The following is a 22,535-nucleotide window of genomic DNA, read 5'->3' as shown; positions in this document are numbered from 1 at the left end:
CTGGATGGGTGACTGACTTCTCCCGCGTTCCGGGCACGCCCCAAAGTTCCAACCTCCCGCTGCTGGCGGCCCTGGCCGCTGACCTGGGAGACGCCGGCTACACGGTCGACGGCGTCGCCGCCTTCCTCGGCGAGGAAGCCAGCTCCGCGCTGTCCCGGGACCAGCTGGTTCCCGCCATGCTGGCCTGCCAGGCAGCGGCCGACGGCGGCACTCCGGCACCGGTGGCCGCTGCGGTGGCGCTCTGGCTGGTGGGGCTCTCCGTTCCGGTACAGCAGGTCCAAAAAGCCTTCCCGCGAACCGGCGCCGACGGCCTGGCAGAACTCGGTTTGATCGAACACGACCCGGCGGCACCGGAGCTGCTGCGTGCCTCGGTGGACCTGCGGCCCTACGAATTCGAAGCCGGCGACGGCACCACGCACCTCTGGGTGGCCAGCGACCTCGGCGCGCACCAGCGCCCCGGCGTCCTCCCGCACGGCCATGTGCTGGGCATCGGGCAGGCTTCCCTCTCCCTTGCCCAGCTGAGCATCCGCCGCCCGGTGGAACGGGCACTGGACCTGGGCACCGGCTGCGGCATCCAGGTCTTCCACCTGCTGGGCCACGCCCGGCACGTCACCGCAACCGACATTTCGGAGCGGGCGCTGGGCTTCACCCGCTTCAACCTGGTGCTGAACGCGCCCGCGCTTGGACTGGATCCGGAGCATCTGGAACAGCGCGTGGACCTGCGGCTTGGCAGCCTGCTGGAGCCGGTTGCAGGGGAGCGCTTTGACCAGGTGGTCTCCAACCCGCCGTTCGTGATCACCCCGCGCGTGGCAGGCGAGGACGAGGACGACCGTTTCACCTACCGCGACGGCGGCCTGCCCGGTGACGGAATCGTCTCCGCGCTCTTCCGGAACCTCGAGTCTGTCCTGGCCCCTGGCGGCACCGCCCAGATGCTGGGGAACTGGGAAATCCAGGGCGCGGCCGACGCGGACGGCAAGGACGCCTGGAGTTTCCGGCTGCGCTCCTGGCTGCCGGAGAACATGGACGCCTGGGTCATCCAGCGTGAAGTGCTCACCCCGGCCGAGTACGCGGAAATGTGGCTCCGTGACGCGGCAGAGAACCGCGACCGCAGCGAATACGCAGCCTCCTATGCCGCGTACCTGAACGACTTCGCGTCCCGCGGCACCACCGGCGTCGGCTTCGGCTCGGTCTGGATGCGCCGGCGGCAGGATCCGCAGGCAGCGCCGCTGCGCCGCTTCGAGGAAATCACCCACCCGCTGGAGTCCCCGCTCGCCCCGCACCTGGCCGCCGCCGTCGACCGCTTCGACTGGTGCGCCGTGCACCCGGACCTGGGGGCGGAACATCTGGTGGTGGCCGAGGACGTGACCGAGGAACGCCACGCCCGCCCCGGAGCCGAGCATCCGGGTGTGATCCTGCTCCGGCAGGGCGCCGGCCTGCGCCGGACCAACCTGATGAGCACGGAGCTCACCGGTTTTGTGTCAGCGTGCGACGGCGACCTGCCCGCCGGGGCGATCATCGCGGCGCTGGGTTCGCTGCTGGGCCGGGAGGAACCGGAGTTCGCGCGTTCGCTGGAGGAAGAGGTGCGCAACCTCGTCCTGGACGGCTTCCTGCTGCCGGCAGTACCGTAACCCAGCGCACAGCGAAATTGGTCCGCGTCCACCCGGCAGTGCGGTTATGGTTACCCTTGTGCTTGGGGATTCCCCATACTGTCTAAGAATGAGCGAGCCTGCGGAGCACTGCTGTGCGCCATTCCTCATTCGTTTTGATCCACCCCCGTACGTAGGAGAACAGTGCCAGTTAAGGCAACGGACAAGTCAGCCGGCAAGAAGAAGAAGCTGGTAATTGTCGAGTCACCGGCCAAGGGCAAGACGATCGCCGCCTATCTTGGCGACGGCTTCGAGGTCACCGCCTCGATGGGTCACATCCGCGACCTGCCCCAGCCCTCGGACCTTCCTGCTGAGCTGAAGAAGAGCTCGGTGGGCAAGTTCGCAGTGGACCTGGATAAGGACTTCGAGCCTTACTACGTTGTCTCCACGGACAAAAAGAAGAAAGTCGCAGAGCTCAAGGCCGCGCTCAAGGACGCCGACGAGCTTTACCTCGCAACTGACGGTGACCGCGAAGGCGAAGCCATCGCGTGGCACCTGCTCCAGGTGCTCAAGCCCAAAGTTCCCGTCCACCGCCTTACCTTCCCGGAAATCACCAAGGAAGCGATCCAGCGGGCGCTGCAGGAAATGCGGGACATCGACATTTCCATGGTCGACGCACAGGAAACGCGCCGTATCCTGGACCGGCTTTACGGCTACGAGATTTCCCCGGTTCTTTGGCGCAAGGTGGCCCGGGGGCTCTCCGCCGGCCGTGTGCAGTCCGTGGCCACCCGCCTGGTTGTAGAACGCGAGCGGGAGCGCATGGCGTTCCGCTCTGCCTCCTACTGGGACCTGCTCGGCACCTTCTCCACGGTTTCCTCGGAGTCCTTCAAGGCCCGCCTGACCTCGGTCGACGGAGCCCGGATCGCTTCCGGCAAGGACTTCACCGACCGCGGTGAACTCAAGTCCAAGAACGTCACGCACCTGGACGAGGCGGCAGCGCTGTCCCTCGCTGAAGGCCTGCAGTCGGCGTCGTTCACTGTCCGGTCCCTGGAAACCAAGCCGTACACCCGCCGCCCGGCAGCCCCGTTCACCACCTCCACGCTGCAGCAGGAAGCCAGCCGCAAGCTGCGCTTCTCCTCCCGCGTGACCATGCAGGTGGCCCAGCGGCTGTATGAAAACGGCTACATCACCTATATGCGTACCGACTCTTCGGCGCTGTCGGACCAGGCCATTAACGCCGCCCGCCGCCAGGCCTCGGAACTCTACGGCCCCGAATACGTGCCCGAAGCCCGGCGCGTGTACAAGGGCAAGTCCAAGAACGCGCAGGAAGCCCACGAGGCCATCCGCCCCGCCGGCGACTCCTTCCGCACTCCGGCGCAGGTAGCCTCCTCGCTGCGCGGGGACGAGTTCAAGCTCTACGAGCTGATCTGGAAGCGCACCGTCGCCTCCCAGATGGCAGATGCCAAGGGCTCGACGGCGTCGGTCAAGCTGGGTGCCGTCTCCACGGACGGGCGCGACGCCGAGTTCTCGGCTTCCGGCACGGTCATCACCTTCCGCGGTTTTATGGCCGCCTACGAAGAAGGCCACGACGCCACCCGGGATGAGGATGAAGGCTCCGAGGACGGCCGGCTGCCGATCCTGAAGAAGGACGATCCGCTCAGCGCTGCCGACCTGGCAGCCAGCGGCCACGAAACCTCCCCGCCGCCGCGTTTCACCGAAGCGTCGCTGGTGAAGACTCTCGAAGAGCTGGGGATCGGACGCCCGTCCACGTACGCGGCGACCATCTCCACCATCATGGACCGCGGCTACGTCACCCAGCGCGGCCAGGCCCTGGTGCCCAGCTGGATCGCGTTCTCCGTGGTCCGCCTGCTGGAAGAGCACTTCACGGACTACGTGGACTATGACTTCACGGCCGAGATGGAAGAGGACCTGGACCGCATTGCCCGCGGCGAAGCCGGCCGGGTGGAATGGCTGAACCAGTTCTACTACGGCGACCGCGTTGACACCGGCCTGCACACCATCGTCAACGACCTCGGTGAGATCGACGCGCGTGCGGTGAACTCGATCGAGATCGCCGACGGCATTGTGCTGCGCGTGGGCAAGTTCGGCCCGTATCTGGAACGCCCGCTGCCCGCTGACGCCCCGGAAGGCACTGAGCCCGAACGTGCCAACGTTCCGGAGGACCTGGCCCCGGACGAGCTCACCGCCGAGAAGGCAATCGAGCTCATGAACAGCGCCGGCCCTGAAGAACGGGTGCTGGGTGAAGACCCGGAGACCGGGCGCACCATCGTGGCCCGCAACGGCCGCTACGGCCCGTACGTCATTGAACTCATTCCGGAGCCCACGGCCGAGGAACTGGCGAACCAGCCGGTGGAGTACTACAAGAACGGCAAGCCCAAGCCGCCGAAAAAGCCTGCAAAGGTCAAGCCGCGTACCGGTTCGCTGTTCAAGTCCATGAGCGTTGAGACGGTCACCCTCGAAGAGGCCCTGAAGCTGATGCGCCTGCCGCGCGTGCTGGGCACTGACGCCGAGGGCAACGAGATCACCGTGCAGAACGGTCGGTTCGGTCCGTACCTGAAGAAGGGCACGGACTCCCGGTCGATCGGTTCCGAGGAGGAGATCTTCACGATCACCCTGGAACAGGCCCTGGAAATCTACTCCCAGCCCAAGCAGCGCGGCGGCCGGCAGGCCGCGGCTCCGCTGGCCGAGTTCGGCACCGACCCGGTTTCGGAGAAGCCCGTGGTGGTCAAGGACGGCCGGTTTGGCCCCTACATCACCGACGGCATCACGAACATCACCGTTCCGCGGTCCATGGCTATCGAGGAACTGACCCGGGAACGGGCGCTTGAGCTGCTCGCGGAGAAGCGTGAAAAGGGGCCGGCCAAGAAGCCAGTCCGCAAGCGCGCCGCGGCCAAGAAGTAAGACTGTGCCCGCTGCCGTGCACCTGCTCCGGTTCCCTGCCAGGGGGCCTGAAAAGGTGCGCGGCCGGTCCAGCCGCATAATGGGAATATGCGACTAGGAGTCCTGGACGTCGGTTCGAATACCGTGCATCTGCTGTTGGTGGATGCACACCCGGGCGCGCGCCCGGTCCCGTTCGCATCCTACAAACGCCCCCTGCAGCTGGTGGCACACCTGGATGCCGCCGGTGCCGTCACCGCCGAGGGCCAGCGCCTGCTGGCGGACTTCGTCGCCGAGGCACGGGACTTCGCCGTCCGCCACCGTGCGCAGGACATGCTTGCCTTCAGTACCTCCGCGATCCGCGAATCTGCCAACGGCCAGAGCGTCCTGGACTTCGTGGAACTTGAAACCGGCGTGGAGCTCAGGGAACTGAGCGGCCGGCAGGAAGCCTCCATGACCTATCTGGCGGCCCGCCGCTGGTTCGGCTGGGGCGCCGGCACGCTGCTGGACCTGGATATTGGCGGCGGGTCCTTTGAGATGGCCCAGGGACAGGATGAACTGCCCGACGTCGCTGTCTCCGTACCGCTGGGCGCCGGACGGCTGACCCGCGACTGGCTGCGCGAAGACCCTCCCGGCCCTCGGGCCGTCGAGGCACTGCGGAAGCACATCCGCGGCGTCGTGGAGGAAGCAGCAGCCGAGTTCCGTGAATACGGTGCGCCGGATCTCGCGGCGGGAACGTCAAAGACCTTCCGCTCCCTCGCCCGCCTCACCGGTGCTGCGCCGTCGGCTGCCGGCCCGTATGCCCGCCGCAGGCTGCGCCGGGAGGACCTTACCGCGCTGATTCCCAGGCTGGCAGAGATGACCGCTGCCCGCCGTGCGGAGCTCGACGGCGTTTCGGCCCTGCGCGCTCCGCAGGTACTGGCCGGCGCGCTGGCAGCGGAAGCCGCCATGACAGCCTTTGACCTCAAGTCCCTGCGGATCTGCCCCTGGGCGCTCCGCGAGGGACTGATCCTGCAGCGTTTCGACACGCTGCGCTTCGACACCCCGCGTGTTGACCCGCCGGCCCGGCTGCCGGCCGGTCCGCAAATCCTCACGCCGAAACCGGCCGGGGCCCTGGTCCTGGCCGCGGCCGGCGAACCGAACGGAAGTGCACCACAATGACGCTGACCTCCCCCCAGAACGTGCAACCCGCGGCGAACCTGCCGCAGATCCCCGTGGCGCTGTCCAGCTCGTCCGTGTACCCGCTCTCCGTCCATGACACCTTCGCAGTCGCCCATGACCTCGGCTACGACGGGGTGGAGGTGATGGTGACCGGAAGCCAGATCAGCCGCAGCCCGGAGACCATCCGCGGCCTGATCGAGCGGTACCAGATGCCGGTGCTGGCCATCCACGCACCGACCCTGCTGCTCACACAGCAGGTATGGGGCAAGGCCTGGACCAAGATTGAGCTGTCCGCGGCGATGGCCGCGGAAGTGGGGGCCACCACTGTGGTGGCCCATCCTCCGTTCCGCTGGCAGTCCGGGTATGCGGAGAACTTTGCCGAGGGCGTGCGCCGCATTGCCGAAGAGTACGGCGTCACCATTGCGGTGGAGAACATGTACCCGTGGCGCGTCCGGGGCCGCGAGGCGAAGGCCTACCTTCCGCACTGGAACCCGCTGCCTGAACCGTACGAGCACGTAACCTGGGACTTCTCCCATGCGGCGATTGCCGGGATGGACTCCTATGAAGAGATCCGCAAGCTCGGGAGCAGGCTGAGCCACGTCCACCTGACGGACGGCACACCCAACGGCCGGGACGAACACCTGCTGCCCGGCCAAGGCACCCAGCGCTGTGCCGAGGCACTGCAGTACCTTTCGGAAACCGGATACACCGGCACCGTGGCCATTGAAGTGAGCACCCGCAAGGCCAAGGAACCGGGGGAGCGGGAAGAGATGCTGCGGCAGACGCTTGAATTCGCCCGTGTGAACCTGAACCAGGTGCTGGACGAATAGCGGCTTAAACGAGCGGGTGCCGGCGATTACGTCGGACGGTTGGGGGGAAACATCCGAAGATCGCCGGCACCACCGGGCCGGTAGACCGGCCCTTCATCACTCGCACCTCCAAGAGGCAGTATCTACGCTACAAAGCGAAGTTGTGCGCAGGCATAAAGCGGGCTGAATGCAGGCTTTGAATCTGCGTATTCGGGTCCGTGCAGGGCACCGTGAAAGAATCGGGGCATGCAGAATCTTCCCCGTCTTACCTTCCTTGGCTGCGGTTCAATGAACGAAGCCATCCTCGGCGGCATCCTCGCCGGAGGCTTCCCCGCCGAGCTGGTCACCGCCACGGTCCGGCGCGCCGAACGCGCAGCTGAACTGCGCGAGCGCCATGGAATCACGGTGCTGGCCGAGTCCGAGGACGCCGGAGCAAACCGCACTGCGGCACAAAGCGCTGACGTGGCCATTGTCGGTGTGAAGCCCGTGGGTGTGCGTTCCATGCTCGAAGGCGTGGCCGGCGCGCTGCGGCCGGACGCCGTCGTTGTGAGCGTTGCCGCGGCCGTTCCGCTGGAACTGATGGAAGCGGCCCTGCCGGCCGGGACCCAGGTCATCCGCACCATGCCCAACACCCCCGCGAAGCTGGGGCGCGGCGTCACCGCTCTGGCACCGGGATCGGCAGCCACACCGGACTCCGTGAAGCTGGTGACGTCCCTGCTCTCGGGTACCGGACGGGTAGTCGAGGTGCGCGAGGACCAGATCAACGCCGTCGGATCCGTCAGCGGATCAGGACCCGCCTACGCCTTCTACCTGGCCGAAGCGATGGCCAAGGCGGGCAGGGAGCTGGGCCTTGACCCGGAGCTGGCGGCGCTGCTGGCTGCTGAGACCGTTGCCGGTGCAGGAGCCATGCTGGCTGAGCCCGGCGCCGACGCCGCGGCCCTGCGCAAGGCTGTGACCAGCCCCAATGGCACCACAGAGGCCGCCATCGGCGTCTTTGACGCACGCGGCCTGCCGGGGATCATCGATGAGGGCATGAAGGCTGCAGCGGACCGCTCGGCGGAGATCACTGCGGAACTCAGCGCCGCCCGGTAACCGGGGCCTACGGCCGGGACGCGAAGCGTTCCAGCAGGTCCACGTGCCCGGAAACAATCAGCATGTCCCGGCTGGAGACCTTGGTGTCTGCCTGCGCGTAGGTGAAGTCCTCGCCCGGGGACTTCACCCCCACCACGGTGACGCCGTACTTTGAGCGCACATTGGATTCACGCAGTGTGAAGCCCTGGGTTTCCTTCGGCGGATACATCTTCACGATCGCGAAGTCGTCGTCGAACTCAATGAAGTCCAGCATCCGTCCGCCAACCAGGTGCGCTGCGCGCTGCCCGGCGTCGGCCTCAGGGTAGATCACGTGGTTGGCACCGATCCGGGTGAGGATTTTTCCGTGTGCCGGGGTGATCGCCTTCACCCACAGGTGCTCGATGCCCAGGTCCACCAGGTTCACGGTGATGAGCACACTGGACTCGATGGACGTGCCCACGCCCACGACGGCGGCGGAGAAGTCCTGCGCACCCAGCTGCTTCAGCGCATCGATGTTGGTGGCATCCGCCTGGACCACGTGCGTGAGCTTTCCGGAGGCCTTCTGCACCAGATCCGGGTCCCGCTCGATCGCCAGGACTTCGCGGCCCTGCTTCACCAGCTGTTCGGCGGTGGCAGAACCGAAGCGTCCCAGCCCGATGACCAGGACGGGGGCGTTATGCGGCGGTCTCTCAGCCAATGATGGGCCTTTCTTCGGGGTAGTGGTACAGCGGCTTGCGCTGCCGCAGCGCCAGGGCGGCTGCCAGGGTGATCGTGCCCACGCGCCCGGCGAACATCAGGCCGGCCAGGATGTACTTGCCCGACGGCGGCAGCTCTGGACTGAGCCCAATGCTTAGTCCCACGGTAGCGAAGGCGGAGATCACTTCGAACAGTACCGGCTGCAGGGTTTCTTCCGTGACGATCAGCAGGCCGATGGTGGCTACCGCCACCATGGTGGCGCCCAGGATCACCACGGAAATGGCCACGCGCAGTGCCCCGGCGGGAATGTTGCGCCCGAAGGCACGCACATCCGTGTCGCCGCGGGCTTCAGCGATGATGGCCAGGAAAATCACGGCAATCGTGGTCACCTTGATGCCGCCGGCTGTGGATGCCGAGCCGCCGCCGGCGAACATCAGCATGTCCGTGATGACCAGAGTGGAGGCGTCCTGGTCAGCCATATCCACCAGGCTGAAGCCGCCCGAACGCATCATCACGGACGCGAACAGGGCATGCAGGATCTTTTCGCCCACGCCCATGCCTGCGATGGTGCGCTGGTTGAACCATTCCAGCGCCGCCCAGAGCAGTGTGCCGGCGACCAGCAGGATCAGCGACACCAGCACGGTGAGCTTGGTATGCAGGTTCCAGCTCCGGGTCCGCAGACGGCTCTGCAGCAGGACCATGATCACCGGGAAACCAAGGCTGCCGATAAAGACGCCAGCCATGATGGGGATCAGCACCCACAGGTCTTGTTCGTAGGGCACCAGGCCGTCCGAGTGCGGAGTGAAGCCGGCATTGTTGAAGGAGGAAATGGCGTAGAACACCGCGTGCCAGATGGCCTGGCCCGGTGACTCGCCCAGAATCATGAACCGCGGAGCCAGTACCGCAGCCAGCGCCAGCTCGATCAGCACCGTAGTGCTGACAACGATCCGGAGCAGATTGCCCACCTCTCCGAGGCGCCCGGTGTTCATGCCCTCCTGTGCAATCAGCTTGCCGCGCACACCCAGCCGCCGGTTCACGGCCAGGGCCAGCAGGGATGCCATGGTCAGGATGCCCAGGCCGCCCACCTGGATGGCCACCAGAATGAGCACCTGGCCGAAGGCTGACCAGTAGGTTGCCGTGGAGACCACGGTCAATCCGGTCACGCAGACCGCCGAGACAGCCGTAAACAGGGCATCGTGCAGGGCCGTGGCCTGCCCTGAGGAGGAAGCCACGGGCAAGGCCAGCAGGGCGGTGAATACCAGGATGACCAGGGAGAAGACGATCAGGGCCAGCCGTGCCGGAGACGAATTGGCCACGGCATCGATGAAGTCCCGCCCTGCGACGATGAAGCCAAGGGGACGGCGCTGCCGCGTCTGCAGCCTAGGCTGCGGTTGGGATGCCATGGGTAGAAAAGTCCAGTTCTGTGCGCGGGGTCCTGCCAAGTAGTAAACCACTTAACCCAGCGCCCGCGGGTGCAGGACAGGCAGGGCCGATCGCGTAGCCTGTGACCATGACGAGTAACGGGCTGAGCCTGGCCGCTGTGCCGACGCACATTGTGTGGGACGAATCGTTGCTGGCGTATAACTTCGGTCCGAACCATCCAATGAGTCCGCTGCGGCTGGATCTGACCGCCCGCCTGGCAAAGGAGCTGGGCATCTTTGACCTTCCCCAGGTCAGCCTGGGTGCTCCATACGTCGCTGAAGACGCGCAGCTGGCGCGGGTCCATGACCCGGCCTACGTGGCAGCCGTCCGGGACATCAGCCGCAACCCCGAGAAGTCCAATGCCGCCCTAGGGCTCGGCACCGAAGATGATCCCGCGTTCGAGGGTATGCATGAAGCCAGCGCCCGGCTGGTGGGCGGCTCCCTCGCCGCGGCTGAGGCAGTGCTCTCCGGCCGGGCTCGGCACGCAGTGAACTTTGCCGGCGGAATGCACCACGCATCGGCGGGCAAGGCTGCCGGATTCTGCATCTACAACGACGCCGCTGCCGCCGTCGCGCGCTTCCTGGACGCCGGCTACAAACGGGTGCTGTACATCGACGTCGATGCGCACCACGGCGACGGCACCCAGGCGATCTTCTGGAACGACCCGCGGGTCATGACCATCTCAATCCACGAAACCGGGATCTCGCTGTTCCCCGGAACCGGCTTCGCCAACGAATCAGGCGGACCGGACGCCCCGGGGACCGCCGTCAACGTCGCCCTGCCGCCCGGCACCCGGGACGCCGGCTGGCTGCGCGCCTTCCACGCCGTCGTACCCCAGCTGGCTGGCGCCTTCGAACCCGAGGTGATCATCAGCCAGCACGGCTGCGACGGGCACCGCGATGACCCGCTGTCCAACCTGCGCCTGTCCGTAGACACGCAGCGCCAGGCAGCCCTGAGCATTTCCTCCCTGGCAGACCAGTTCTGCGAAGGCCGCTGGATCGCCACCGGAGGCGGAGGCTACAACGTTGCCAGCGTGGTTCCGCGCTCATGGGCCCTGCTGCTCGCGGTTGCGGCCAATACCCGCATGCCCCTGACCACTCCCGTACCCCAGGCCTGGCGGGACTACGTGCGTGAACGGCACGGGGTGGACACGCCCGCGGCCATGGGCGACGGGGTGGACATGTGGTGGCGCTCCTGGGAAGTCGGCTACGACCCCAATGACGACATTGACCGCACGGTTATGGCCACCCGCAAGGAAGTCTTCCCGCTGCACGGGCTGGATCCCTGGTTCGACTGAACCGCCCCGCGTCCGGCGGGAACCGGGTCCGCCCCATATGCCGCTAAGGTAATGCATATGGTGATTGACGATGTTTTCGCTGTCATAGCAGAGGGAACCCGGCGGGAAATCCTGGGCGCACTGCGCTGTGGTGACAAGTCCGTAGGGACACTGGTCCAGGAACTGGAGGTCAGCCAGCCTACGGTTTCCAAGCACCTTAAGGTCCTGCGTGAGGCAGGCCTGGTGGAGATGCGGGCCGAAGGCCAGCGGCGCTACTACTCGCTGAAGACGGGTCCCCTCGACGAAGTAGTACTATGGCTAAGCGCATTTGATCTGCCATCACTTACAGCCGCCCAGGCACCCACTCCGCGCCTGGCAGGCGTCGCCGCCGGACACAGTGGCGAAGCCCGCGGCCGATCCCTGTTTGCCGGACTTCCCGGCACAACACGGCAAACCGCTGCTGCCGCAGCCACGGCCAAGCTGCCGTCAGGTACTGCCGAAATCCCGGCGGCAGCAGTAGATGCCAGCGTCCAGCAGCAGCTGGGCCGAACTGTAGGCCGCGCCGCGGAACGCGCAGCTGATCTGTTGGGAGCACTGCCCAAGTTCCGCCGGCGCCGCCCGTAGGCGGCACCCTTCCCCGGTCCTGGATCGCTTACCGGCGTTGACCGGTCTAGCGTATTAACCGGGAGGGGGCATCGATAAGGAGCAACACATGGACGCAACACTCACACGCGTGCGCGACGAAGTTTTCCGCCGCAACCCCGGCGAAACAGAGTTCCACCAAGCGGTAGTCGAAGTCTTCGAAACCCTCGAACCTGTACTGCGCAAGCATCCTGAGTTCGGTGAGGCTGCCATCCTGCAGCGGATCTGCGAACCCGAGCGCCAGATCATCTTCCGCGTCCCGTGGGTGGACGACCAGGGGCACGTGCGGATCAACCGCGGATTCCGTGTCGAGTTCAACTCGGCCCTGGGCCCTTACAAGGGCGGGCTGCGCTTCCACCCCAGCGTCTACCTGGGAATCGTTAAGTTCCTTGGCTTCGAACAGATCTTCAAGAACGCCCTGACCGGCATGCCGATCGGCGGCGGCAAGGGCGGATCGGACTTTGATCCCCGCGGGAAGTCAGACGCAGAGGTCATGCGCTTCTGCCAGTCCTTTATGACGGAGCTTTACCGGCACATTGGTGAGTACACCGACGTGCCCGCAGGGGACATCGGCGTCAGCGGCCGTGAGATCGGCTTCCTCTTCGGACAGTACAAGCGGATCACCAACCGCTACGAGTCCGGCGTCCTTACCGGCAAGGGTGTCAGCTGGGGCGGTTCGCTGGTCCGTCCCGAAGCCACCGGCTACGGCGTTGTGATGTTCGTCGAAGAAATGCTCAAGACCCGCGGTCTGAGCCTGGACGGGCAGCGGGTAATCGTCTCCGGCTCGGGCAACGTGGCCATCAACGCGATCGCCAAGGCCCAGGAATTCGGCGGCACGGTCGTAGCCTGCTCCGATTCGTCCGGCTACGTGGTGGATGAGGCAGGAATCGACGTCGCGCTGCTGCGCCAGATCAAGGAACACGAGCGCGGACGCATTTCGGACTACGCCCAGCGCCGCGGCGGCAACGTCTCCTTCGTTGCCGGCGGTTCGGTGTGGGACGCCGGTGCCAACGTGGCGCTGCCCTGCGCTACGCAGAACGAACTGGGCGAAGACGATGCCACCTCGCTGCTGAAGTCCGGTGTGATTGCGGTGGCTGAGGGCGCCAACATGCCCTGCACGCCCAAGGCCATTGAGATCTTCCAGGAAGCCGGCGTGCTGTTCGGCCCGGGCAAGGCGGCCAACGCAGGCGGCGTGGCCACCTCGGCCCTGGAAATGCAGCAGAACGCCAGCCGCGATGCCTGGTCCTTCGAACACACCGAGCAGCGGCTGAGCCAGATCATGGTCAACATTCACGACCGCTGCGCTGCCACCGCGGACGAGTACGGTTCTCCCGGAAACTACGTGGTGGGCGCCAACATCGGCGGCTTCGTCAAGGTTGCCGACGCGATGCTGGCACTCGGCGTCATCTAGCGGGCAGTCCCCAGACGGACGTGGTCCGGTGTCAGTTCACTGATGCCGGCCACGCCCATCAGCGCCATGGTCCGGGCCGCCTGGGCGGAGAGAATTCCGATGGTCCGGTCCACTCCGGCCCTTCCTCCGGCCATCAGTCCGTAGAGGTAGGCACGCCCGATCAGGGTGAAGTCCGCGCCCAGCGCGAGGGCGGCAACAGCGTCCCCTCCACTCATGATCCCGGTGTCCAGGATGATGCTGGTTTTACCCTTCAGCCGGGCAGCGACCTCCGGCAGCAGCTGCAGCGGAATCGGCGCACGGTCCAACTGCCGTCCGCCGTGGTTGGAGAGCACAATGCCGTCGGCTCCGTGGTCCACGGCGCGCTGTGCGTCGTCGAGGGTCTGGACTCCCTTGACCACCAGGTTCCCCTTCCAGACTCCGCGGAGCCAGTCCAGGTCCTCATAGGTCAGGGTCGGATCGAACATCGAGTTGATGAGCTCAGCTACCGTTCCGGAGTACCGGTTCAGCGAAGCAAAGGACAGCGGCTCGTGGGTTAGGAAATTGAACCACCAGGCCGGCCGGTAGGAAGCGTCCAGCACGGTCTTCAGGGTCAGCGCCGGGGGAATGGTCATGCCGTTGCGCACGTCCCGCAGCCGTTCCCCGGCCACCGCGGTGTCCACCGTGACCATGAGCGTGTCGAACCCGGCCGCGGCGGCGCGGTTGATCAGTTCCAGGGACCGTTCGCGGTCAGTCCAGAGGTAGAGCTGGAACCAGTTCCGCCCCTGAGGCGCTGCCTCGGCGACATCCTCGATTGATGCGGTGCCCATGGTGGAGAGTGTGTACGGGATGCCTGCGGCCTGAGCAGCCTGGGATCCGGCATATTCACCTTCGGACTGCATCATTCGGGTGAAGCCGGTGGGCGCGATGCCAAACGGCAGCGCGGACGGAGCTCCCAGGACGGAGGTGGAAAGGTCCACGGACTCAACGTTACGAAGTACTCCCGGCCGGAACTGAAGGTCAGCGAATGCCTCCCGCGCCCGGCGCAGTGTGATCTCGGCTTCCGCCGCGCCGTCGGTGTAATCGAAGGGGGCCTTGGGGGTACGCCGCTTGGCGATGTCCCGCAGGTCCCAGACTGTACTGGCACGCTCCAGACGGGCAGCCGTTCCGAGCTGGGGCTTCTTGAACTGCATCAGGGGCGCCAGATCCTGGACGCGGGGAATCCGGCGGGTCAGGGCCCGGGGTTTGGTCGTCACCGGCAAACTCGCTTTCACTGTGTTCCTGGCACCCGAGCCTACGCGGAATCCGGCGGGACGCACGTCACAAAGAAAGAATGTGAACACCTGAACTTGCGGCAGGCGGGGTTCAGGCTTACGGTCTAATCCATGACTAACCGTTGGTATGCGTATTTTTCGTTGGCTCTGGAGGAGCCCGCGCGATAATACGCTGACGCCAACCTTCAGAGCCAACAGGACAGGGATCATTCCCTGTCCTTCGCCATTTCCGGCGGGTTCTGAAGACGAGTCCCGCCGGTCCATTCTCAAACGGATACGGGACCATGAACCTCACCGCCACGCAGCACTCACAGACCACCTCAGACCTTCGCATCAGCGAGTTCCGCCCGCTGCCGGCTCCGGAGCAGCTGCTGGCCGAACTGCCGCTGTCCCCGGAACTCGCCCAGACCGTCCGCAGCGGCCGGGAGGCTGTCCGCGCGGTGCTCGACGGCGTTGATGACCGGCTGCTCGTCGTCGTCGGGCCCTGCTCCATCCACGATCCGGACGCCGGCCTGGACTACGCCCGGCGCCTTGCCGCTGTGGCCGCGGAGCACCGCGATGACCTGCTGATCGTGCTGCGGGCCTACTTCGAAAAGCCCCGCACCACGGTGGGCTGGAAGGGCCTGATCAATGATCCGCACCTGAACGGCAGCCATGACATTGAGGCGGGGCTGTACGCCGCCCGCCGGTTCCTGATCGCTGCCGGTGAGCTGGGCCTCCCGGTTGCCACCGAGTTCCTGGAACCCATCAGCCCGCAGTACGTCGCTGACCTGGTCAGCTGGGGAGCTATCGGCGCACGGACCACCGAAAGCCAGATCCACCGCCAGCTGGCCTCCGGTCTTTCCATGCCCGTGGGGTTCAAGAACGGCACTGACGGATCGCTGCAGATTGCCCTGGATGCGTGTGCGGCTGCAGCTGCTCCGCAGTCGTTCCTCGGAATCGACGGCACGGGCCGGGCCTCGATGGTCCGCACCGCCGGGAACCCGGACACCCACCTGATCCTGCGCGGCGGAAGCTCTGGACCCAACTACTCCGCCGCCGACGTCGCTGCCGCCTCCGGGGCACTGGCGGCCCGCGGCCTAAACCCCCGCCTGATTGTCGACGCGAGCCACGCGAACTCCGGCAAGAACCATCACCGCCAGGCCGAGGTTGCCCTGGAACTGGCCGCCCAGCTGGAATCGGGAACCGAGGGCGCCGGCATCCTGGCCGGCGTCATGCTGGAGAGCTTCCTGGTCGGTGGTGCCCAGCCACACGACGCGGCACATCCGGCTCCGCTGGTTTACGGCCAGAGCATTACGGACAAGTGCATGGACTGGGACACGTCCGCGGGGGTGCTGACCGTCCTGGCCCAGGCTGCGCGCACCCGCCGGAATGCGTCATAAGCGCACCGGAATAGAGGGGAAAACTTCCACTATGGTTACTCCAGCCACTAGAGTAGAGTGCTAGACGGTCACGAGATGGTCATCAAGGCGACACGCCGCCGGAGTTGGGTATGGCGCAGGTTGCTTCCGAGCGAAGGAACAAGAGATAAATGGCAGACGAGAGCAATTTCTCGGACGTGCGGTTTCTGACGGTGTCAGAGGTCGCGGATGTCATGCGCGTGTCCAAGATGACCGTTTACCGGCTGGTGCATTCCGGGGAACTCCCGGCGGTCCGTTTTGGACGGTCGTACCGCGTTCCGGAGTCTGCGGTGCAGCAGGTTCTGCGCAACGCCGTCATCGACCGGCAGTCCGGAACGGCTTAGGCACTTTCCGGCCGTAACCTGTTTTTGGGGTGCTCCCGGCGCTGTCCATAAAGGCGGCGCGGAGGCGGTACCCTGTTAAGGAACGTTTTCATTCTGGCTAGTAACTGCCGGAACCGAAGCTGGCGGGCCACGAGGCCTGACGGAAGCGGGGACCGGCATGGCTCCTAATTTCTAAGTTTGTGAGGACTCTGTGGGTTCAGTAATCAAGAAGCGCCGCAAGCGTATGGCCAAGAAGAAGCACCGTAAGCTGCTTCGTAAGACCCGCCACCAGCGCCGCAATAAGAAGTAGATTCTTCTTTTAGCTGCCGCCGAAGCCCGCCATCCGAACCAGGACACGGCGGGCTTCCGCTTTTTAAGCCTGCTCCCCGGTTTCCGGCGCTGCCCGGCGGGGTGCCGCTAGCGGGAGCGTACCCAGGAGAAGCCGCGCCACAGACCGTAGGCGGCTCCGGCCAGTGAGGCCGTCTTCAGGCCCAGCGTCGCGGCACGGCGGCCCGAGCGGAAGTCATAAACGGGCCAGTTGTGGTCACGGGCGTGGCGGCGCAGCCGGGCATCCGGGTTGATGGCTACGGGATGGCCCACCAGGCTGAGCAGTGGCACGTCATTGTAGGAATCGCTGTAGGCCCAGCACCGGTCCAGGTCCAGGCCTTCCTGCTCGGCCAGTTCCTTTACGCCTGCCGCTTTCGCCGGACCGTGCAGGAATTCGCCGACCAGCCGTCCGGTGTACAGCCCGTCGGTGACCTCGCTGACGGTGCCCAGGGCGCCGGTGAGGGAAAGCCTGCTGGCGATCACCGAAGCGACTTCCACCGGGGTGCCGGTAACCAGCCAGACCGGCCGCCCGGCCTTCAGATGCTGTTCGGTCAGGGCCCGCGTGCCCGGCCAGATCTTGGAGACGATCATCTCGTCATAGACTTCCTCGCCCAGGATCCGCACGTCCTCTGCCGCCAGGCCGGTCGCGAAAGCCAGGGCCGCGTCGCGGACGCTGTGCACGTCTTTCAGGTTTTCGCCCTGCAGCATAAACCGCAGCTGCTTGACCGCGAACCCTGCGGCTTCGCGCAGGGTGAAGACCTTCTTCTGGTACATTTTTCGGCCCACATGGAACAGGCTGGCCCCGCGCATCAGTGTGTTGTCGACGTCGAAAAATGCGGCTTCTCCCGGGTTGCCTGCCGCGGCCGGAGAATCGGCGGCACGGACGAGCGTGGAACGGGGCATGGAAGAAGTCTATAGAAAAACCTCACCGGAACGCGGATGTGCAGCGCGGAGACTAAGTTGGGAGTCATGAATGATGCTTCTTCCGGCGCACGAATCCCTGAACTGCTTCTGCTGACCCGTCCGGGGTGCCACCTGTGCCAGGCAGCCCGTGATGTGCTGGACCGTGTCTCCGCTGATCTGGGGGTGCCCTGGCAGGAACGCTCGATTGCAGAAGACCCTGAGCTTCAGGAACGTTTCGCAGAAGAAATCCCGGTGCTGATGATTGACGGAGTGCAGCGGGATTTCTGGCAGATCGATGAAGCCCGCCTGCGCCGCCTGCTGGCGGCGTAACACGGAGACTAAACACACTTGGTGGGGGAGCACCCACGGTCCTAAAGTGGGAAACCTGCCGGACCAGACGGTTCGCGCCAGCGGTGCCGCAGCCGAATAGCTAACGAAAGTTGCCGAAGTGAGTATGCCGGATGAGTCAGACGCAGCGGGTCCTGCCGCGTCTGCGCACAGCAGGCATATCCCTCCGGCCTCCCTGGCCCGGCTGACCGTTTACCTGAGGGTCCTGGGGACAATGCTGACCGAAGGCATCGAAAGGGTCTCCTCCGAGGAGCTGGCGGAAGCTGCCGGGGTGAACTCGCCCAAACTGCGCAAGGATCTCTCCTATCTGGGCTCCTACGGGACCCGCGGCGTGGGTTATGACGTGCCGTATCTCAGCGGGCAGATCTCTGCGGCGCTGGGCCTGACCCTTGACTGGCGGGTGGCAATCGTCGGTGCCGGCCACCTGGGCCGTGCGCTGGCCGGTTATCCGGGGTTCGGCTCCCGGGGTTTCGAAGTGGTGGCCCTGTTCGACGCCGATCCGATGGCCGTTGGCCAGGAAGTCGGGTGGCTGCGGATCAGCCCGGTGCAGTCGCTTGAAGCGGTGCTGGAAAAGACCCGGGCCAACATGGCCGTCCTGGCCGTGCCGGCCGAAGCCGCGCAGGACATGTGCACGCGCCTGGTGGATGCCGGCATCACGTCGATTCTCAGCTTCGCTCCGGTGGTGCTGCAGGCACCCCCGGAAGTGCAGATCCGCAAGGTGGACATGGCAACGGAGCTGCAGATCCTGGCCTACCACGCCCAGCGTGCCCAGGTTTCAGCCCTCGCGACGGATGCCCAGGCGCGTCTTCTGCGCTGATCCTCTGTGATTTCGCCCCCTTAGACCGTCCTCCCGCCGTGGGTGGCAAAGTAGCGGCCGCTGGGCGGCAGGAACAGCAGTCCGGTTCCCAGTGCCGTTGCCAGCGCAGCCACCACATGCGGGAAGGACCCGTCGCGGAACCCGAAGAACAAGCCTGCTGCCACCAGCACACAGGCCCCGGCACGGGCCCAGTTCCTGCCGTCGCGGATAAGGGAGACCAGCAGGAGATAGATGCCGAAGGCCACGGCGGCCACGGCGATGTCCGCAGCCCGGGCCATTGTGAGGATCGTGTCCACCGGAGCGCCCAGTTCCTGGAGCTGGATTGCGGCCTGCGGAACAGGACGCAGGGGATCCGTCGCAGCCTGCAGACTGGCAATCAGGCCCAGCACACCGCCGGCGAGAGTGAGCATGGCTGCTGCATTAACGGCAAGCGGTGCCCGCCGTCTGGTTCTGTGGTCCGAGATTCGGGGCGGCTGCGCGGCCGCAGCGGGCGGCGACGGCGAACGGTCCGGACGCGGAGGTGTTTTCGCTGCAGGCCGCGGCTGCACCGGTCCTCTGGCCGGCGTCACTGATCCCGCGCCGGAGCCTGCCGGAGCGGAGTCCGGTTTCGCCTCGCCTGGCCCGGATGGTGCTTCCGGTGCCTCCGGCAGAGCCGTCACCTGCCGTTCAGCGGCAGCGGGGGCAGAGAGCGCCAGCTGAATGACGGCATCCGGAAACCGGGGCCAGCTGAGCAGGCGCCCGCCGATGCGGGCCAGGCCCGAGGTGGCCGGCTCCGGGTGCGGGGTTGCCTCCCTCGCCGGTGCTGCCGGGGGCCGGTTTCCGGAAGAAGTCTCGTCCTCCGGAGCCCGCCGGAAGCTGCGGTGTATCAGGCGGTTGGTGAGGGAGTTGATGCCTGCTCCGGAGGAGCGGGGCGTTGCGCCAGGAGTCGTCATAGTCTTCGCCGCCTTCACAAGACCGGGTAATCGAAACCCGCCGCCTCCCGGAGGAGCCGGGCGGAGACTCAACGCTACGCGTCACGCTGCCGGCTGTGACCTGTGCTGCCCGGAACCTGTGCGCCGGGATGCCAGATTCTCCGCTGCCGCCGGTACGGGCCGGGGAACGGCACTAGTAGGCGCGGTACGGATTGAACCCCCGCCGCTGGAAGTAGGGGATGCTGGGCCGCAGGTAGAGCATGACGATTCCGGCTATACCGGCAAGCGAGGACAGGATGGAGAGCCAGCCGAGCGCGGACAGCACATAGACGGGGAAGGACACCAGCAAGCCTGCCAGGGAGAAGGCAGCGAATACCGTACCGAGGATCCGTGCCCAGTTGTGACCTTTGAGGATGAACCAGGCGATGAGTACGTAGATGCCCAGTCCAATGATGCTGAGCACCACAGAGAACCAGACGATGAAGCCGCCGGCATCCTGGACATCGACGTTCGCGTCCCGCAGCGAATTGATCTGCGCGCTGGTCAGGACGTCCGGGATCCGGAAGGAAGTCACCAGGTTGTTGATCAGCGAAAGCACACCTGCCGCGATGATCAGCCAGAAGCCGATCACCACCTCCCGGGGCGCCGGTCCCTTGGGCTGGCCCGGCCCCGCCGGGGAACCGGGGTAGCTGTAGCCGGATGGCTGGGCCGGCTGATAACCGTAGGACTGGCCGTACTGGCCCTGCCCGTACTGGTTCTGTCCATATTGGCCCTGCCCGTACCGGCCGCCGGCAGGGTCATTTCCCTGGACCGGGTTCTGGCCGGGCGGCGGCGGAATGTGCGGCTGTCCCGGCTGGCCGGACGGCTGCCCGTACTGGCCGTAACGCGGCTCGGGGCGTTGTTCCGGGCCGCGGTGGCCAGGCCTGCCGTCTCCGGGCACGGAGTTGCCGGGGTCCTGGGGATCGGGAACGTTGGGAGTGCTCATTTGGGCCCGCCTGCCGTGAGGAATGGCCTGCCGGGAGAGCCTCCGGCAGGGCAGATAACCCATCTGCGAAGTCGGAAGCAAGTCTAGTCCTCCGCCCGCCGCATCACACCGGACAAGGGCTTTTCCGGGCCGGAAGGAGCCCTTAACGAACAGCAGGTCCGGGGCGCTTTCTGCGCTCCGGACCTGCTGTCATGCCCAGCGGGTCATTAGGCCTTGACGAAGGCAACGTCCACGTTGATGGTGACCTTGTCGCCAACCAGCACGCCGCCGGTCTCCAGTGCTGCGTTCCAGGTCAGGCCGAACTCCTTGCGGCTGATGGCCGTGGTGCCGGCGAAGCCCGCGCGGGTGGCGCCGAAGGGGTCAACGGCTACGCCGTTGAATTCGACATCCAGGGTGACCGGGCGGGTAGTGCCCTTGATGGTCAGGTCGCCGGTGAGCTTGTACTCTTCGCCGGAACCTTCAATGCCGGTGGCGGTGAAGCTCAGTTCCGGGAACTGCTCGACGTCGAAGAAGTCCGGGCCCTTGACGTGCGCATCACGGTTGGCGTCGTTCGAGTTGAACGATGCGGCGTCAATCACGGCGGTGATCTTGGAGTCGCTGAGCTCCTGGCCAACCTCCAGGACTGCGGTCACCTTGTCAAAGTTGCCGCGGACCTTGCTGATGCCTGCGTGGCGGACGGTGAAGCCAACCTCGCTGTGGGAGGAGTCGAGGTTCCAGGTGCCTGCGGTGAGACCGGTGGGGATCATGTTTTTCTCCTTGGGTAAGTCGGTGGCAGACGGTTCGCCGCACCACCAGTAGATGCATTTGCATTTACTATTGCACACGATGGTCAAAGGTTCAAGTGATTGTGAAGATTTAATCTTCCCCGGCGTGTCTGCGAGACTGGGAGGCATGTCCCGCGCCTCGATCCACCTCGTCCGTCATGGTGAAGTCTTCAACCCGGACGGCATTCTCTACGGCAGGCTGCCTGAATTCCATCTCTCGGACCTTGGCCGGGAAATGGCAGACCGGGTGGCACAGCATTTTCAGGAACGCCGGAACGACGGCGCGAAGCTGGTATATCTGGTCGCCTCACCGCTGACCCGGGCCCAGGAGACCGCGGCCCCGATTGCGCGCGCGCTCGGAGTGGAAACCGTCACAGACGAGCGGATCCTTGAGGCGGAGAACCGCTTTGAAGGGCTGCCTGGTGTGAAGCGGCAGCTGCGCAACCCCAGATACTGGCCGCTGCTGCGCAATCCGATGAAACCCTCGTGGGGTGAACCCTACGCGCAGCAGGTGGAGCGTGTGATGGCGGCCGTGCATGACTCGCGGATCCGGGCTCTGGAACTGGGCGGCAGCGGAGCAGAAGCTGTGCTGGTCAGCCACCAGCTGCCCATCTGGGTGACCCGGCTCGCAGCAGAAGGGCGCAGGCTCTGGCATGACCCCCGCAGCCGTGAATGCACACTCACCTCGGTGACCACCCTGGACTTCAATGACATGGAACTGACCGGCGTGCGCTACGCCGAGCCCTCCGCCGACCTTTTGCCCGGGGCAGCGAACCTCCCCGGCGCATAATACAATTACTACGCGTTGTAGAAGTGGCCGCCCCCTGCCGCGATGAAAGCTGGAGCTCCGTGAAGAAACCGACAAGCGAAACACAGCCTGCTGCCATGCACCGCAGGTCCTTCCTGCGCCTTGGTGCCGGGCTGGCTGTTGGCGTGCCGCTGGCGGCCGCCCTGGCCGGGTGTTCAGCGGATGACCCGCTGGCCGAACAGGCCAAGGCCGGAGACAACAAGAACTACATTGCCGGTGACGGTTCGGTCACTGAATACGCTCCCTCCGAACGCGGTGAACCTGTCCGGCTGAGCGGAACCCTCTTTGACGGCACGGAAGTCAGCGCTGCTGACTGGGCCGGCGACGTCGTCGTCCTGAACTTCTGGTACGCCGCCTGTGCTCCCTGCCGCAAGGAAGCTCCGGACCTGGTGGAACTGCACGATACCTATGCCCCGGAGGGTGCCCGTTTCTACGGCGTGAACATCCGGGACGAGGCCAAGACCGCCGAGGCCTTCGAGCGGAACTTTGCCATTCCCTACCCCAGCTTCGAGGACCGCAACGGGGGAGTGCTGCTGGCCATGACCAGCTTCGTGCCGCCGCAGGCCGTTCCCACCACGCTGGTCCTTGACCGTGAGGGCAGGGTTGCCGCGCGCATCCTGGGCCTGGCGGACAAGGGAACCCTGAAGACGCTCATCGCCGACGCGCTGGCCGCGTAGCCGACGTGCCGCCCGTGCTTCCAGCTGCCGCCGTGCCGGCAGCCAACGTC

22 protein-coding genes are annotated in these 22,535 nt (G+C 65.9%); 15 read left to right on the top strand and 7 right to left on the bottom strand.

Going from position 1 to position 22,535, the window contains the following annotated elements; translation table 11 throughout:
- Positions 1 to 8: 8 nt before the first annotated feature.
- From ACWGQ2_RS05830 to proC, 5 genes are all read left to right on the top strand, one after another.
- Entirely contained in the window at positions 9 to 1,628 is a 1,620-nt protein-coding gene (locus tag ACWGQ2_RS05830) for a DUF7059 domain-containing protein (RefSeq protein ID WP_452015200.1), read from the top strand.
- 162 nt (positions 1,629 to 1,790) lie between these two features.
- Positions 1,791 to 4,508 (top strand): type I DNA topoisomerase, encoded by a 2,718-nt coding sequence (gene topA / locus ACWGQ2_RS05825; RefSeq protein ID WP_452015198.1) that lies wholly within the window; start codon positions 1,791 to 1,793, stop codon positions 4,506 to 4,508.
- Between the two features lie 87 nt (positions 4,509 to 4,595).
- Positions 4,596 to 5,645 (top strand): Ppx/GppA phosphatase family protein, encoded by a 1,050-nt coding sequence (locus tag ACWGQ2_RS05820; protein ID WP_452015196.1) that lies wholly within the window; start codon positions 4,596 to 4,598, stop codon positions 5,643 to 5,645.
- A complete protein-coding gene (locus ACWGQ2_RS05815; RefSeq protein WP_452015194.1) occupies positions 5,642 to 6,475 on the top strand; it encodes a sugar phosphate isomerase/epimerase family protein in 834 nt (277 codons plus the stop codon). Before ACWGQ2_RS05820 ends, ACWGQ2_RS05815 begins: the two co-directional genes overlap by 4 nt.
- Positions 6,476 to 6,700: 225 nt before the next feature.
- Positions 6,701 to 7,546, top strand: coding sequence for a pyrroline-5-carboxylate reductase (proC, locus tag ACWGQ2_RS05810; protein WP_452015192.1), 846 nt, complete (start codon positions 6,701 to 6,703; stop codon positions 7,544 to 7,546).
- Between the two features lie 7 nt (positions 7,547 to 7,553).
- Here proC and ACWGQ2_RS05805 read toward each other — a convergent pair whose 3' ends face one another.
- Positions 7,554 to 8,222, bottom strand: coding sequence for a potassium channel family protein (locus ACWGQ2_RS05805; protein ID WP_452015190.1), 669 nt, complete (start codon positions 8,220 to 8,222; stop codon positions 7,554 to 7,556).
- Entirely contained in the window at positions 8,215 to 9,624 is a 1,410-nt protein-coding gene (locus ACWGQ2_RS05800; protein ID WP_452015188.1) for a TrkH family potassium uptake protein, read from the bottom strand. The genes ACWGQ2_RS05805 and ACWGQ2_RS05800 overlap by 8 nt, the downstream gene beginning before the upstream one ends.
- Positions 9,625 to 9,731: 107 nt before the next feature.
- On the opposite strand from ACWGQ2_RS05800, the gene ACWGQ2_RS05795 reads away from it, so the two are divergent.
- The 3 genes from ACWGQ2_RS05795 to gdhA all read left to right on the top strand — a co-directional run bounded on the left by ACWGQ2_RS05795 (position 9,732) and on the right by gdhA (position 12,972).
- Positions 9,732 to 10,940, top strand: coding sequence for an acetoin utilization protein AcuC (locus tag ACWGQ2_RS05795; protein ID WP_452015186.1), 1,209 nt, complete (start codon positions 9,732 to 9,734; stop codon positions 10,938 to 10,940).
- Between the two features lie 57 nt (positions 10,941 to 10,997).
- Complete coding sequence (locus ACWGQ2_RS05790; protein WP_452015184.1) at positions 10,998 to 11,543, top strand: ArsR/SmtB family transcription factor; 546 nt, start codon at positions 10,998 to 11,000, stop codon at positions 11,541 to 11,543.
- An 88-nt stretch (positions 11,544 to 11,631) separates the two neighbouring features.
- The gene (gene gdhA / locus ACWGQ2_RS05785; RefSeq protein WP_452015182.1) at positions 11,632 to 12,972 is read left to right on the top strand and encodes an NADP-specific glutamate dehydrogenase; all 1,341 of its coding nucleotides are present in this window, start codon (positions 11,632 to 11,634) and stop codon (positions 12,970 to 12,972) included.
- On the opposite strand, the gene ACWGQ2_RS05780 is transcribed toward gdhA, so the two are convergent.
- Positions 12,969 to 14,222: an alpha-hydroxy acid oxidase gene (locus ACWGQ2_RS05780; protein WP_452015180.1), complete on the bottom strand. Its 1,254-nt coding sequence runs from the start codon at positions 14,220 to 14,222 to the stop codon at positions 12,969 to 12,971. The two genes, gdhA and ACWGQ2_RS05780, sit on opposite strands and share 4 nt — an antisense overlap.
- 284 nt (positions 14,223 to 14,506) lie before the next feature.
- Here ACWGQ2_RS05780 and ACWGQ2_RS05775 point away from each other — a divergent pair, with 284 nt between their 5' ends.
- The 3 genes from ACWGQ2_RS05775 (at position 14,507) to ACWGQ2_RS05765 (ending at position 16,255) form a co-directional block, all read left to right on the top strand.
- Complete coding sequence (locus ACWGQ2_RS05775) at positions 14,507 to 15,604, top strand: 3-deoxy-7-phosphoheptulonate synthase (RefSeq protein ID WP_452015178.1); 1,098 nt, start codon at positions 14,507 to 14,509, stop codon at positions 15,602 to 15,604.
- 149 nt (positions 15,605 to 15,753) lie between these two features.
- A complete protein-coding gene (locus ACWGQ2_RS05770; protein WP_055239164.1) occupies positions 15,754 to 15,966 on the top strand; it encodes a helix-turn-helix domain-containing protein in 213 nt (70 codons plus the stop codon).
- A gap of 190 nt (positions 15,967 to 16,156) precedes the next feature.
- Complete coding sequence (locus ACWGQ2_RS05765; protein ID WP_003792170.1) at positions 16,157 to 16,255, top strand: 30S ribosomal protein bS22; 99 nt, start codon at positions 16,157 to 16,159, stop codon at positions 16,253 to 16,255.
- Between the two features lie 107 nt (positions 16,256 to 16,362).
- Here the strand turns inward: ACWGQ2_RS05765 and ACWGQ2_RS05760 are convergent, their stop codons facing one another.
- Entirely contained in the window at positions 16,363 to 17,175 is an 813-nt protein-coding gene (locus tag ACWGQ2_RS05760; protein WP_452015176.1) for an HAD family hydrolase, read from the bottom strand.
- Positions 17,176 to 17,241: 66 nt separating this feature from the next.
- Between ACWGQ2_RS05760 and ACWGQ2_RS05755 the strand changes: the two genes are divergently transcribed.
- Positions 17,242 to 17,505: a glutaredoxin family protein gene (locus ACWGQ2_RS05755; protein WP_452015174.1), complete on the top strand. Its 264-nt coding sequence runs from the start codon at positions 17,242 to 17,244 to the stop codon at positions 17,503 to 17,505.
- A 124-nt stretch (positions 17,506 to 17,629) separates the two neighbouring features.
- Positions 17,630 to 18,340 (top strand): redox-sensing transcriptional repressor Rex, encoded by a 711-nt coding sequence (locus ACWGQ2_RS05750; RefSeq protein ID WP_452015376.1) that lies wholly within the window; start codon positions 17,630 to 17,632, stop codon positions 18,338 to 18,340.
- Between the two features lie 20 nt (positions 18,341 to 18,360).
- Here the strand turns inward: ACWGQ2_RS05750 and ACWGQ2_RS05745 are convergent, their stop codons facing one another.
- The 3 genes from ACWGQ2_RS05745 to ACWGQ2_RS05735 form a co-directional block, all read right to left on the bottom strand.
- Positions 18,361 to 19,272 (bottom strand): hypothetical protein, encoded by a 912-nt coding sequence (locus ACWGQ2_RS05745; RefSeq protein WP_452015172.1) that lies wholly within the window; start codon positions 19,270 to 19,272, stop codon positions 18,361 to 18,363.
- A 172-nt stretch (positions 19,273 to 19,444) separates the two neighbouring features.
- Positions 19,445 to 20,236, bottom strand: a complete 792-nt coding sequence (locus tag ACWGQ2_RS05740; protein ID WP_452015170.1) for a hypothetical protein — start codon at positions 20,234 to 20,236, stop codon at positions 19,445 to 19,447.
- Between the two features lie 206 nt (positions 20,237 to 20,442).
- Positions 20,443 to 20,982 (bottom strand): YceI family protein, encoded by a 540-nt coding sequence (locus ACWGQ2_RS05735; RefSeq protein ID WP_452015168.1) that lies wholly within the window; start codon positions 20,980 to 20,982, stop codon positions 20,443 to 20,445.
- Positions 20,983 to 21,127: 145 nt separating this feature from the next.
- Here ACWGQ2_RS05735 and ACWGQ2_RS05730 point away from each other — a divergent pair, with 145 nt between their 5' ends.
- Both ACWGQ2_RS05730 and ACWGQ2_RS05725 read left to right on the top strand, forming a co-directional pair.
- Positions 21,128 to 21,790: a histidine phosphatase family protein gene (locus tag ACWGQ2_RS05730; RefSeq protein WP_452015374.1), complete on the top strand. Its 663-nt coding sequence runs from the start codon at positions 21,128 to 21,130 to the stop codon at positions 21,788 to 21,790.
- A 95-nt stretch (positions 21,791 to 21,885) separates the two neighbouring features.
- Positions 21,886 to 22,485, top strand: a complete 600-nt coding sequence (locus ACWGQ2_RS05725; RefSeq protein WP_452015372.1) for a redoxin domain-containing protein — start codon at positions 21,886 to 21,888, stop codon at positions 22,483 to 22,485.
- The last annotated feature ends 50 nt before the right edge of the window (positions 22,486 to 22,535 follow it).

Source organism: Arthrobacter sp. NPDC055585 (assembly GCF_053619115.1).
This window is presented reverse-complemented; position numbering and strand designations above follow the sequence as displayed.